Raw genomic sequence first — 13110 nt, 5'->3', positions numbered from 1 at the left:
CGATTTAACGGCATCCGTTATGATGCAAAGGTGTGAGGCTTGTAAGAAACCTAACCTTTGGCATTCGTTTCGGGTTGTGCTTCTGGTTGTAGCGTCCAATCACCACCAAGTGATTTGTAGAGCGCAATCGTAGCTTGTGCGGTTTGTAACTTTGCCGCGACTTGCTGATCTTGCATCATGCGTTGCTGACGTTGCGCATCTAAAACCGATAAGTGATCAATCAAGCCAGCTCGGTACAGTGACTTAGCTTTGTTGACGGCGTTATTGGTGGCTTTCAATGCCTCATCGATTCGACGCTGATTTTCTTGGCTGCGACCATAAGCAAACAGCGAGGATTCGGTTTCTGCCAAAGCCGCCTCGACCGTATGTTGATAAGACAATGTCGCCGAATCAAAACGCGCTTGGTTGATGGCTTCAATTGCCTCGCCACGACCCCCATCGAACAAGTTCCAGCTTACGCCTGCCGCGCCCATCCAACCGAAAGAATCGCTACTGAAAAGATCGTCAAAGCTTGACGCAGACAACCCCGGAGCACCCGTCAAAAAGAACTTCGGATATTGATCAGCAACGCTTGCTGCTAACTCTTCATTGAGCGCGGCCATTTCGCGCTCGGCTAAGCGAATATCGGTACGACGTTTCAACAGATCGGAAGGTAAACCGACCGGCACCATGTCTTGCATGACAGGTACACTATGTTGCTTAGACAGACGGATTTCGACTTGCGTTAGCGGCTCACCAAGCAATACTGCTAAACGATGTTTGTGCGCTTGTTGGGCAATCTCTAACTGCGGAACGAGCGATTCCATCGCCGCAAGCGTGGCCTTTGCTTGGGCTAAATCGAGATCAGAACCGTAGCCGCTGCGCACGACTTTCTCGACGAGGTCGAGTGTACGTCGTTGATCTTCTAAGTTCGACTTTGCTAACTCAAGGCGCTCGCTTGCGCCTAGGTATTGCAAGTAGTTATGAATCAAATCTGCCGTGATCACCGTGTTCAAGCCGTTTTGATAAATTTGAGCTTGTTCGAGACGAATTTGCGCCGCGTTCGCTTGGCGGTCGATGCGCCCAAACAGATCAGCCTCCCAAGCTATACTCGCGCCTGCAAATACGCCATCGTGCTGATTATCCATTAGGGTGACGTTACCAATTTGAGGTGGCAGACCCGACACGGAATCACTGAGTGGATTCAATATCGGACCGAGTGAAGAGTCATTTTTACTGAACTGATAGTTCATGTAACCCGCACCGAGATTAATTGTCGGTACCTTGAATGACTCCACCATGGTTTTATAATTGTTGGCCATTTTCACCCGCTCGGCCGCCACTTTCAGCGGAATGTTTTGGCTCTGCATGTCTTGAACCATTTGATTCAACACCGGATCGTGAAACTTAGTCCACCAAAACTCAACGGGTTGTGAATCGGTACTCAACCCTGCATTTTCGGCGTTCAAGTAGGTTTCTGCCATGCTGGTGGTCGGTGCTTGGTAGTCTGGCCCCACTGCACAGCCCGCTAAACTTAGGGCTAGAACGACAGGCGTTAGAATGAATTTTTTCACGATGACGCCTCCTCTAGCTCAGCGTTGGTTTGTGTGGATGGTGCTTTTTCTTTGTAAGCAAGGCGATACAGTGCCGGCATGACAAACAGTGACAATATGGTTGCGGCCGCCAAGCCTCCGATGATGGTTGCCGCCATTTGGTCAAACAGCAGATCTGACAGCAGCGGGATCATGCCGAGAGCGGTCGTTAACGCACCCATAGAAATGGCCATAGTACGGTTGACCGTGGCTTCTTTGATCGCGTCAGACAAGCTCTTGCCATTTGTGCGTTCGAGCTCAATTTGATCCATTAGTACGATGCCATTTTTGATGATCATCCCGGTCAGAGTGATGGCTCCGATCAGTGCCATAAAGCCAAATGGTTTATCGAATCCAAGCAGAGCAAACACGGCCCCTGATGCTGCCAGTGGTAGCGTTGCGAGGATGATGATTGGCTGCTTAAAGCCGTTGAACATCGCGACTAGGATGATCACCATGATCAGCATTGCTTTTGGTTGCTGCTTCATGATGTCGGTGACCGCTTTGTCTTCATCGTAATATTCGCCGCCCCATTCCATGCTGTAACCCGCCGGAAGTTGGATGGCTTCAACCTGATCTTTAATGGCATTCCTAACGTTCGCTGGTGTGGAGTCTCGGCTCACACCCGCTTGAACTGTAATGGTTTTCACGCGGTCGCGTCGCCAAATCATGCTCTCTTCGGTAACCAGTTCGAATCCATCCACCACTTGACCAAGCGGAACGCTGTTAAAGCCAAGTAGCGAGCGCACAGGTAGCGTTTCTAGTGACGCCATGTTTTGCGATGTGCCACGTAACTGAATTCGAATCAACTCATCATTCAGGTTCATTTGTCCGAGCGGCATGCCGTCTGATGCGCGTTTTAGCGCGAAAGCGACATCGGCGCGGTTAATGCCTGCTTGACGCATTTTGTCTTGGTTTAGAATCGGCTTGAGCACTTTGCTTTCTTGGCGCCAATCATCGCGAATGTATTTTGCATCTGGGTTTGAAGCAAAAATCGTTTTCGCTTCTGCCGCTAGTTGATGTAATACGGTTTCATCCGGACCAGAAAAACGCACCTCAACCGCGAACTTATCTTTGGTTGCCAGCTTCAGCGCTCGGAAGCGAGGTTCGGCATCCGGAAACGCCTCTTTCAGCCAATCATCACCACGCGTTACCAAGTGACTGATGCTCTCGTAGTCTTTGGTGTTGATCAGAATCTGCCCGTAGGCAGGGTCGAGCGGCTCAGGTTCTACCGTTACCGAAAAGCGCGGTGCACTGGTGCCGACATAGCTAGAGATACTTTCCACTTCTGGCTGTGCGACCAACCATTCTTCAACTTTGCGCATGTCTGCCGAGGTTTGTTCTATCTTGGCACCATTGGGTAGCCAGTAATCGAGAAACACAATTGAGCGATCCGACTGAGGAATAAAGTTCACGGCCACATACGGGATTGCCACGGCTGTGATTAAAATCAGCGGAACCAAAGCGGCTAATGCTTTACGCGGGTTGTCCACCGTCCAGAATACCAACTGTTTATAACGGCTCGGTTTGGTCTCTTCGCTGTTAGCTTTTGGCTTGATGAACATCCACGCCATTAATACCGTAAACGTCATCGCGACGATCCATGAAAGCAACAGTGACGATGCCACAATGTAGAACACAGAGCTTGCAAACTCGGCGGAGTCGGTTTTGGAGAACAATACTGGGCTTGCGCCCATAATCGCGATGACAGTTGCGCCTAAAAGTGGCACGGCGGTTTCTTTGACGGAATCAATCGCGGCGCGAGTTCGCTCGATACCTTTGTTGAGCTTGGCGATCATCATATCGGTGATCACAATGGCGTTATCCACCAACATGCCCAGTGCGAGGATAAACGTACCTAGCGAGACACGGTGCAAATCGATGCTGGCGATGTTCATGTATACAAGCGTGAGCAAAATAGTCAGGAGCAAGCTTGCGCCAACGATGGTTGCACTCTTAAAGCCCATGAAAACCAACAACACCACAAAAACAATCGCGACACTTTCAAGCAGGTTGCCAACAAAGTCGTCGATAGACTTTTGTACTTCTTCAGGTTGATAAGCAACGGTCGAGATGTCGACACCCAGCGGCAGCGTTGCTTGGTAGTTAGCGATGATGTCTTGAATCGTATCGCCAAGTGACACCACGTTAATGCCTTGAACTGGACTCACCGCCAAGGTGACAGCGGGCTCTCCGTTGTAGCGGTTTTCTGCCAATGCTGGTGTTTGATAACCCATGGTGATATCGGCGATGTCACCAAGACGAATCAATCCCGAGCCAAACTCTCCGGTGCCACCATTGATGATTAAATTGCGAATGTCTTCTAGAGACTGAAACTCACTGGTTTGCGCAATACGAATACGCTCTGTACCTGCATCGAATTTTCCCGCTTCGAACGTGCTGTTTTGTGTGCTCAGTTGGTTCCAAACTTGTGCGATCGACAAACCATATTGAGCCAGGCGCTCATCTGGCATATCGATATGTACAACGCGAGGTTGAACGCCGTGTAGCTCGATCTTTTTGATGCCGTCGACGGCTTTGATTTGGCGTTGCAGCTCTTCGGCGTAGCGACGCAACTCTTCTGGTGCAGCATCTGTGCTGTGGATAGAGAAAAGCATGCCGTAGACTTCAGAGAACTCGTCTTGCACTACGCTGATCTGCGCGCTGGAAGGCAACTGCAGTTTTACATCGTCTACTTTGCGTCTCAATAAGTCCCATTCCTGCGGAAGTGCTTTGGAATTAAGGCTCTCTTTGAGGTCAACAAAGACCATAGATAAACCGGGGCGAGACAATGAGCGCAAGCGATCCAACTCCGCCATTTCCTGCAATTTGGTTTCAACGGTATCGGTGACTTGGTGTTCGACTTCTTCGGCAGACGCCCCCGGATAAAGGGTCACGACTACCGCAGTTTTTACCGTAAAGCTCGGGTCTTCCAACTTGCCTAAGTCGAAGTAAGAATAGATGCCAGCGATCACGCTCAATACGATAAAGAACAGAACGAACTTACGTTGGCGAATCGCGAATTCAGCTAAATTGATCATGGATTCGCACCTACAACGTCTTGATGGTCAGGTTTGGGGCGGCATCGCCCTCGCTCAGATAATGGCTACCGCTGATCACCACATAATCGCCTTGCTCAAAACTTCCGGTCACACACGCTTGGTATGCGTCGATAGAGTCAAGATTGACCGGCTCTGAATGAATAACCGCATCACGAACCACATTCACGTGCAGAGTTTGTTTCTCACCCAAAATAGCAGAGTAAGGAAAGCAATGGCTTGAGTGGCTGGTGTTGAGAGCGGTATTTACCGTGACTGCTTTACCGTTGAATAGCGCACTGGAAATCGAATCGATGTCTAGCGTGACGGTATAGGTTTGTTTGAGCAGGTGCTTTTTCGGCGCGATTTCTGCCACGGTTGCTCGGTAGGATTGCTCCGAATCATACCAAGTCAACGATGCTGGCTGACCTAGTGCGAATTGCGCAATCATATTTTCCGGCACGTCGATGTCGACTTCCCAGTTGCCTTCTTGCTGAATTGACACAACACTGCCGCCCGGCAAGGTTTGCTCATGTGGATCAATAGAAACGTCGGCAACAATGCCAGTGAATGGCGCACGTAGAGTGGTGTAACGTAGGGCATCTTTTGCACGTTGGATGTTTTTCTCAACCACTTTGACGGCTGAGAGGCTACGTTCGTAGCTGCTGATGGCTCGGTCTAAGTTTACGCTGGCAATGGCATCATCAGAAGTTGCTTGTTTTACGCGCTTTAACTCGGCTTTCGCGAGTTTGTGTGCTGATTGTGCTTCTAACATACGTGCTTGTAATTCTTCTAGTGAGACTTGGTAATCGTGCTTGTCCAGCGTGGCAATGACTTGGCCTTTTTCTACCAAGCTGCCTTTATTTACGAACACGCTTTCCACGGTGCCAGGTACACGAAAAGAGAGTGAGGCGGTTTCTTTTGCTTTTACGATCCCGCTGAATGATTTGTTGAGTTCTTCATTCCTTTCGTTGACTTCAATTACTTGAACGGGTCTGGATGCGCTTGGCTCCTCAATCTGAGGTTGAGCTTGATTACAGCCGAGTAGAGAGAGCGCGATAGTGCTCAGCGCGGCGGTTTTGATTTGATGATTCATAAGATGGCTCCATAATTTCGGCGCCATCTTATAATTCACAGATGTTCAGATAATCATGCGTGTGCATGATTCAATGTCACGAATTTTATGACAATAAATGTAAATTACAAAAGTTTTGGAATTTTATTGCACAAATGTTCAATAAGTAGCCGGCTAGCTTGATTCAGCGTTTTCGGCTTAGGGTAGAGTAACCACCCCGTTTCTTCTGTGACGGCATATTGAGACAATACTTGCACCAATGCACCGGATTCGAGCTCATTTTTTACCAACAGTTTTGGGATATAACTGATGCCGCGGTCTAGCACTGTGGAGCTTTTGATAAAGCCGATGTTGTTGGAAATGAGTTTCGGTTTGAGCGCTACGTTTTGTTCCTGAAAGTGCCAAAGGTTGTCGACATTGCCATTTGGCCAACGAAAACAAATGCACTGATGATCGCTCAACTCTTCTAATGTAGCGGGCGTGCCGTGAGTTTGAAGGTAGTTCGGTGAGGCAACGACACATCGGTCTAGCGTTAAGATCTTTCTGGCGACAATGTCTGAATCAAACAGCATGCCGCCGTGCAGCGCGATGTCCAACCCCTGCTGAAACATATCAATAAAGCCATTGTTGATATTGCGAATGTCGAGCTCAACCTGCGGATATTGATCCTGAAATTCAAACAAAATGGGTTGAAGAGGTTCATAGGTTTCTGGCAGAAGGCCAAGTTTGATTTTGCCTCTGACCTCGATGCTTTCGTTACTGGCTTGCTGGTTTGCCGAATCAAGTAAGGTGAGCACTTTTTGCAGATCTTGGTAGTAGGCATCGCCTTTGTTTGTCAGCGAAAGGCTGCGAGTGGTGCGGTGAAAAAGTTGCGTTCCGAGGTAACGTTCCAGTTCTCCAATGCGTCGGCTAACATTTGCTCGTGGCAAGTCCAAAGCATTGGCTGCCGCTGTAAAGCTGCCAAGTTGGACGACTTTGGTGAACAGTTTTAGATCGTCAATTTTCACTCTTGAACTCCATACTCTTTGAGCGCCGTGCTAAACCCTGACACTCTAGAGTATTGATGTGTGGTATACAAAACTTATTATTAATTATCGAAATATAAATAAGGGCTTCAACATGTTGAGATTTATACAACGTCGCCGCATTAAGAAAGTGATTAAGCTAATGAGTACCAGATTGGTGGTGGGATACGGCAGTCGTGAGTACTTTTCCGTCGGTCAGGTAAAGACGAGCACCAGCGAGTTAAGCTCGTGCCAACAAAAAATTGCGTTGGCGCTGTTCGCGAATCCGCAAGATCTTGATTTGGAAAATCAACCAGAGTTGCAAGCCATCCGCTCTGATGTGGCGAATGACTTCTTTGCTGGTGCCGATTATACCGCTCAAGATGTGCTTAATTTATTCGGTGCTGGTGGCTGGAAAGGCGGCCGAATGGAAGATGGAATGTCTCATCATTTTGGTATGCACAGCCGATACTAGAGCGAGCTAACCTTATAAAGTCTTGTCAGTTAACTCGCTATATCACTTTGCCTTGTGAGGTGTCACTCCAATGCTTTGTTAAGCGGTACGCTTTACGAGGCAGAAGTGCTTTTTACCGCGTTGCAGTAACCAGTATTGGTCAAACAGTGGGAAGCTTAAACTCGGGTTATCAGCCGACACTTTTTCACCGTTTACACTGATGGCGTTGTTGCTGATGTGTTCGCGTGCAACACGTTTCGAGCTTGCTAAGCCCGACTCAATCAATAGCTCAACCAAATCTTGTTGTGTGCTCTCAATGCTTGGTAAACCATCTAACTCCAACTGTTTTAATTCACCCAAACTCAGTTGTTGCACATTACCGCTGAACAGTGCTTGAGTGATGCGCTCGGCACTAGATAGGCCGTCTTCGCCATGAACAAATCGCGTCATTTCTTCAGCGAGAATACGTTGTGCTTGTGGCTTGCCTTGGCTTGCTTGGTCTTGCGCTTCAATGCTGGCAATTTCTTCGCAGCTCAAGAACGTGTAGTAACGCAAGAAGTGGTAAACGTCGGCGTCTTCTGCGCCAATCCAGAACTGGTAGAAGGCGTAAGGTGAGGTTTTACTAGGATCTAGCCATACTGCGCCGCCTTCGGTTTTGCCAAATTTGGTGCCATCGGATTTCGTGATCAGCGGCAGAGTTAAGCCAAATACTTGCTCACCATTTTGACGACGAGTTAAATCGATCCCGCTGACGATGTTTCCCCATTGGTCATTGCCACCGATTTGCAGACGGCAACCGTATTGACGGTTTAGCTCGGCAAAATCGTACGATTGCAGCAGAGCGTAGCTAAATTCGGTGAAGGAGATGCCTTGGTCAGGTCGTTGCAGGCGTTGTTTTACCGATTCTCGGTTGATCATAGTATTGATCGAGAAGTGCTTACCCACATCACGGAAGAAGTCGATCACATTGATCGCTTTCATCCAGTCAGCGTTGTTCACCATGATCATCGGCTTGGTCAGCTGGTGATTCATCAACTGCTGAATTTGATTAGAAAGATCGTTAACCCAACCTGAGACGATTTCTGAAGAATTCAGACTGCGCTCGGTCGCTTTAAAGCTTGGGTCGCCAATCATGCCCGTTGCACCGCCAATCAAGGCAACAGCTTGGTGTCCGGCATCTTGAAAGCGCTTAAGCATGATCAAAGGCACAAGGTGGCCGATGTGCAAGCTGCCTGCTGTAGGATCGAAGCCGCAGTAAACGGTTTGTGGCCGTGAGAGAAGTGTCTGAATTTCTTCCAAATCGCTGGCTTGTGCAATCAAGCCACGATCTTGTAAATCTTGCAGTAATGGTGTCGTCATTCTTTTGTCTGTCTTGGTGGTTGTTACATTCAGACTAAAACGCGACACCTTTTCTCGATATATCCCTTAAGGGACAGTTTTTTATCTTGAATGGAGAATGAGGTGATTGAGGAAAAGCTGGAATAACTCACTCAATGAAGACACATTTAATTGCGAGTAAATGCGCTTTCGATGATTTTTGACCGTGCCTTGAACTAAGTGTAACCGCGCGGCAATTTCTTTGGTGTCAAACCCTTGAGCGAGAAGCGAAGCCACCTCTTGCTCGCGACGGGTGAGTGATTCTACGCCAAACGTTGCTAAAGCTTGCTCAATGGCTAATCGCATACTGCCAGAATAAGCACTCTGTGCAAAAACAGGCTCAGAAAAGGTAAATTCCGTTTGTTTCCAATGCTGCTGACAAAGCGATTGAATTATCGGGAAGTAGGGCTTTAATTTATTGATTTGCTGTTGAGAAAAGTATTTTCCATCATTCATATACCCGAAGTACAACATGACCCAACGGCCAGGTTCGACTTCGACTAGCATGCTCAGTTCGTCTTTCCACCCTGTCTGATGGTAGAACTGTTCGCAGTAGGAAGTAAAATCAACGCCTTTGCGTGCTACGTCTTTGAGCGTAAATACGCCTTGTTGCTTTGTCTCGTTTAGTTTGAGAAAAAAAGGGTCATTTTGAAATGAGTCAGTAAGGTAGCGTTGAAAAAGTAATTCTCGCTCGTTCTCAATCGAGTCGTAGAGATAAATAGGATGTTTACCTTCTCGATAACCTAAAATAACCGCGCAATCAAAATGAAAAAGAGTGCGAATGACACGCATAAGCTTAGGAGTAAAGTTAGGCGTATTAAGAGCAGAAATTGCTTCTGCCAGCAGATTATTAAAGTTATTGTCAGGCATGGGATACCGAATCGCAGATGGTTTTGGGCAAGCATAACGAAAAGCCATCCAACGAGAAAGGGAAGTCACCATCTTCTGGTAACTTCCCATGAGAAAGTTGCACAAGTACTCAGTTTTGAGGAGTCATAGCTGCGTTAACTTATTGATAAGGGCGCATAACAACCGTTCTGTTTAAGCGATTAGTTGCTATGCGTTACTGCGAGTTGGTGAGCTCTTCGTTAACCCAATATTTAGAACCAGACACGTTGGCATCGATGAGCAAGCCTTTTGCATTCAACTGATAAACGGCGACGCCGCTGTTAAATTGTTTTGAAAGTTGCTCTGAATCTTCGCCCGCAACAGCAGAGGCTTCACTTGTGGCCTCCCATCCTTCGTTGACGAACGTATCAAAATCTTCTTTGCTCTCAAACAGAACCACTTGTTGGTAAAATTTGCCGCCAGCCCCAAGTGCAACGCCCAAACCAAACATATTCATATAAGTGCGTTTTTCTGTTTCCTTATTGACTGCGACACCTGACCCTGAGTTGGTGTGAAACAACAAAGACAATTTACGAGAATCAAAGACCGCGTAGCCGTAAGCGTTGTCGTAAATGGCTTTGGCCTCCGGCTTTTCATTAAACAACTTGAGTAAAGCACTATCCGCCATTAAGTCTACGGCTTGGCGAGCTTCTTCTGGCGTGTCGCCTTCCATCAGTTCATCAATTTTCTTGTCGGCTGCATCTATCCATTCTTTGCTTTTCTCAATACTGGCTTCTGTCCACTCGCCCGCGGTATTGATTGCTTCCTCGGACCAGTTCGTGAAATCTTGCCACGCTTGTTTTGAAAAGGCTTTGGTATCGTCCCAAGCATCTTGCGCAGTATCAGAAACCGCTTCGCCTAGCTCAGACATTTTGTTGGAAATATCATCCCAATCTGCGTAAGCGGGAGATGCTAGGAGCATCAATGTGGTAATGAGTGCGATAGACTTTTTCATCAAATTCTCTCTGGAGTTGTCGATACATCATTCATTCTAGGTCATCAGACTTTGATAATGAAATTGACTAAATGGCGATCTTGAGAGAGGAATCACGAACTGATTGCGAAATGACGTATGAATAACAAAGCCCTCACAAGGGGAGTGTGAGGGCTTGAGTTTTTAGCGCGTTACTTGCTGCTAACTTTACCGAGCTGTAACCAAGTATCGATAACGGTGTCTGGGTTTAGTGAAACAGAGCTGATGCCTTGCTCCATCAACCATTCCGCCAAATCTTCATGATCTGATGGGCCCTGACCACAAATACCCACGTACTTACCAGCTTTGGTTGCTGCGTCTATTGCCATTTTCAACATGATTTTCACTGCTGCGTTACGCTCATCAAACAGATGTGCCACGTCGCCAGAATCACGGTCCAGACCAAGCGTTAGCTGAGTCATGTCGTTTGAACCGATAGAGAAACCATCGAAGTACTTCAAGAACTCGTCAGCAAGCACGGCGTTGGATGGCAGCTCACACATCATGATGACTTTCAGACCTTGGTCGCCACGGCGCAGATCAAACTTCGCTAGCAAATCTATCACTGATGCAGCTTCGCTTGGTGTACGCACGAATGGGATCATAATTTCAACGTTCTTCAGACCCATTTCGTTACGAACGCGCTTGATAGCTTGAGTTTCTAACTCGAAGCAATCTTCAAACACTGGAGAAATGTAACGAGACGCACCACGGAAGCCGAGCATTGGGTTTTCTTCATGCGGTTCGTAGGCTTTACCACCAACCAAGTTGCTGTATTCGTTCGACTTAAAGTCAGACATACGAACGATGACGCGTTTTGGCCAGAAAGCAGAAGCGATAGTCGCGATGCCTTCAGTCAGCTTGCTCACGTAGAAATCGATAGGATCTTTGTAACCACGAATGCGCTGTTTAATTTCTGCTTTTAGCTCATCGCTTTGCGCATCAAAGTTAAGTAATGCTTTCGGGTGAATACCGATCATCTTGTTGATGATGAACTCTAGACGAGCAAGGCCAACACCTTCGTTTGGAATCTGAGCAAAGTCGAATGCGCGATCTGGGTTGCCCACATTCATCATCACTTTGGTCGGAAGTAGTGGTAGTTCATCAACAGAAGAGCGTTTTACATCAAACTCAAGTTCACCTTGGTAAACGTAACCTGTTTCGCCTTCTGCACAAGATACGGTCACTGTTGCGCCATCAGTCAGTTTGCTTGTCGCATCGCCACAGCCAACGATTGCAGGAATACCAAGTTCACGAGCAATGATTGCTGCGTGACAAGTACGTCCGCCACGGTTGGTAACAATAGCAGAAGCTTTCTTCATCACTGGTTCCCAGTCTGGGTCAGTCATGTCTGTAACTAACACATCACCTTCTTGAACCAATGACATTTGGTCCAGAGAGTCAACCAAACGTACTGCACCTTTACCGATACGTTGACCGATTGCACGACCTTCAATCAAAACATCTGCTTTGTTTTGTAGCTCGTAGCGCTCAATCACGTTTTGTTCCGTTTGTGAACATACGGTTTCAGGACGCGCTTGAACAATGTACAGCTTGCCGTCGATGCCATCTTTTGCCCACTCAATGTCCATTGGACGTTGGTAGTGCTTCTCGATGATCATCGCTTGTTTGGCGAGCTCTTTGATCTCTTCGTCGTTCAGTGAGAATGTGTTGCGCTCTTCATCAGAAGTATCAACGATATCAACTTGTTTGCCGATCTCTTGGTTGTCAGAGTAGATCATTTTGATCAACTTAGAACCAAATGTTTTCTTAACGATCGGGTGCTCACCTGCTTCAAGCATTGGCTTATGAACGTAGAATTCATCAGGGTTTACTGCGCCTTGAACGACCATTTCACCTAGGCCCCATGAAGAGGTGATGAAGACAACTTGGTCGAAACCAGACTCAGTATCAAGCGTAAACATTACACCCGAAGAAGCTTTGTCTGAACGCACCATACGTTGGATACCCGCCGATAGCGAGATACCACGGTGATCGAAACCTTGGTGTACACGGTAAGAGATCGCACGGTCGTTAAATAGAGAAGCGTAGACGTGCTTAGTTGCTTCTAGTACTGCGTCGATGCCTTTCACGTTCAAAAACGTTTCTTGCTGACCAGCAAAAGAGGCATCAGGCAGGTCTTCTGCCGTAGCAGATGAACGAACTGCGACTGAAAGCTCAGGGTTGCCTTCAATCAGTTCTTGGTAGTTTTCACGGATTTCTTGTTCAAGGTCCGCAGGGAAAGGGGCCTCTAATACCCATTGACGGATGGTTGCACCTGTCTTACGCAGAGCTTCCACATCCTCAACGTCTAGTTCATCAAGTAATTGGTGAATACGCTCATCCAAACCTTCGTGGTCAAGGAATTGGTTAAACGCGTATGAGGTTGTCGCAAAACCATTTGGTACAGAAACGCCTGCGTTCGCTAGGTTAGAAACCATTTCGCCAAGTGAAGCATTCTTACCGCCGACTTTGTCGACATCATCCATGGATAGGCCATTGAACCAGAGGGTGTTCTTTTGCATGTCTTTCTCCAGAAACATTGCAGCTTAGTAGGGGGACTTAAATCGCTCTAAACAATCGCATGTTGGCTGTTATTACACGTTGACCATACATTGCTTCATTTAGATTGATATCAAAGGCAAACGATTACGTTCTGGCTGAAAAAAATTCAAAAGAATTTTTAAAGCTGTGGTGAACCTAACTGAAAGCCAAACTGATTTATTAATA

General features: G+C 47.3%; 9 protein-coding genes. 1 reads left to right on the top strand and 8 read right to left on the bottom strand.

Annotated features, from left to right (window positions below; genetic code table 11):
- Positions 1-50: 50 nt before the first annotated feature.
- The 4 genes from NL644_RS07085 to NL644_RS07070 form a co-directional block, all read right to left on the bottom strand.
- Positions 51-1553, bottom strand: a complete 1503-nt coding sequence (locus NL644_RS07085) for an efflux transporter outer membrane subunit (RefSeq protein WP_114323425.1) — start codon at positions 1551-1553, stop codon at positions 51-53.
- Positions 1550-4612 carry an efflux RND transporter permease subunit gene (locus NL644_RS07080; RefSeq protein ID WP_114323424.1) on the bottom strand — a complete coding sequence of 1021 codons (3063 nt, stop codon included), beginning with the start codon at positions 4610-4612 and terminating at the stop codon, positions 1550-1552. Before NL644_RS07080 ends, NL644_RS07085 begins: the two co-directional genes overlap by 4 nt.
- 10 nt (positions 4613-4622) lie before the next feature.
- Positions 4623-5705 carry an efflux RND transporter periplasmic adaptor subunit gene (locus NL644_RS07075; protein ID WP_181869522.1) on the bottom strand — a complete coding sequence of 361 codons (1083 nt, stop codon included), beginning with the start codon at positions 5703-5705 and terminating at the stop codon, positions 4623-4625.
- A 104-nt stretch (positions 5706-5809) separates the two neighbouring features.
- Complete coding sequence (locus tag NL644_RS07070) at positions 5810-6691, bottom strand: LysR family transcriptional regulator (protein ID WP_005392703.1); 882 nt, start codon at positions 6689-6691, stop codon at positions 5810-5812.
- 112 nt (positions 6692-6803) lie between these two features.
- Here NL644_RS07070 and NL644_RS07065 point away from each other — a divergent pair, with 112 nt between their 5' ends.
- A complete protein-coding gene (locus NL644_RS07065) occupies positions 6804-7163 on the top strand; it encodes a DUF6559 family protein (RefSeq protein ID WP_181869521.1) in 360 nt (119 codons plus the stop codon).
- Between the two features lie 78 nt (positions 7164-7241).
- Here the strand turns inward: NL644_RS07065 and tyrS are convergent, their stop codons facing one another.
- The 4 genes from tyrS to ppsA all read right to left on the bottom strand — a co-directional run bounded on the left by tyrS (position 7242) and on the right by ppsA (position 12905).
- On the bottom strand, positions 7242-8501 hold the full coding sequence (gene tyrS, locus NL644_RS07060) for a tyrosine--tRNA ligase (RefSeq protein WP_253658222.1): 1260 nt from the start codon (positions 8499-8501) through the stop codon (positions 7242-7244).
- 81 nt (positions 8502-8582) lie between these two features.
- Positions 8583-9389 (bottom strand): response regulator transcription factor, encoded by an 807-nt coding sequence (locus NL644_RS07055; protein WP_046876144.1) that lies wholly within the window; start codon positions 9387-9389, stop codon positions 8583-8585.
- Between the two features lie 193 nt (positions 9390-9582).
- Positions 9583-10362: a lipoprotein gene (locus NL644_RS07050; RefSeq protein WP_005392707.1), complete on the bottom strand. Its 780-nt coding sequence runs from the start codon at positions 10360-10362 to the stop codon at positions 9583-9585.
- A gap of 170 nt (positions 10363-10532) precedes the next feature.
- Entirely contained in the window at positions 10533-12905 is a 2373-nt protein-coding gene (gene ppsA / locus NL644_RS07045) for a phosphoenolpyruvate synthase (RefSeq protein ID WP_006741382.1), read from the bottom strand.
- Positions 12906-13110: the final 205 nt, after the last annotated feature.

The sequence above is a fragment of the Vibrio sp. Y10_XG_PY6 genome (assembly GCF_024181795.1).
GTDB lineage: Bacteria > Pseudomonadota > Gammaproteobacteria > Enterobacterales > Vibrionaceae > Vibrio > Vibrio diabolicus.
This window is presented reverse-complemented; position numbering and strand designations above follow the sequence as displayed.

Coding starts and splice junctions, on each gene's coding strand:
- NL644_RS07050 (WP_005392707.1), bottom strand. CDS start 10,362: ATGAAAAAGTCTATCGCACTCATTACCACATTGATGCTCCTAGCATCT.
- tyrS (WP_253658222.1), bottom strand. CDS start 8,501: ATGACGACACCATTACTGCAAGATTTACAAGATCGTGGCTTGATTGCA.
- NL644_RS07080 (WP_114323424.1), bottom strand. CDS start 4,612: ATGATCAATTTAGCTGAATTCGCGATTCGCCAACGTAAGTTCGTTCTG.
- ppsA (WP_006741382.1), bottom strand. CDS start 12,905: ATGCAAAAGAACACCCTCTGGTTCAATGGCCTATCCATGGATGATGTC.
- NL644_RS07065 (WP_181869521.1), top strand. CDS start 6,804: ATGTTGAGATTTATACAACGTCGCCGCATTAAGAAAGTGATTAAGCTA.
- NL644_RS07075 (WP_181869522.1), bottom strand. CDS start 5,705: ATGAATCATCAAATCAAAACCGCCGCGCTGAGCACTATCGCGCTCTCT.
- NL644_RS07055 (WP_046876144.1), bottom strand. CDS start 9,389: ATGCCTGACAATAACTTTAATAATCTGCTGGCAGAAGCAATTTCTGCT.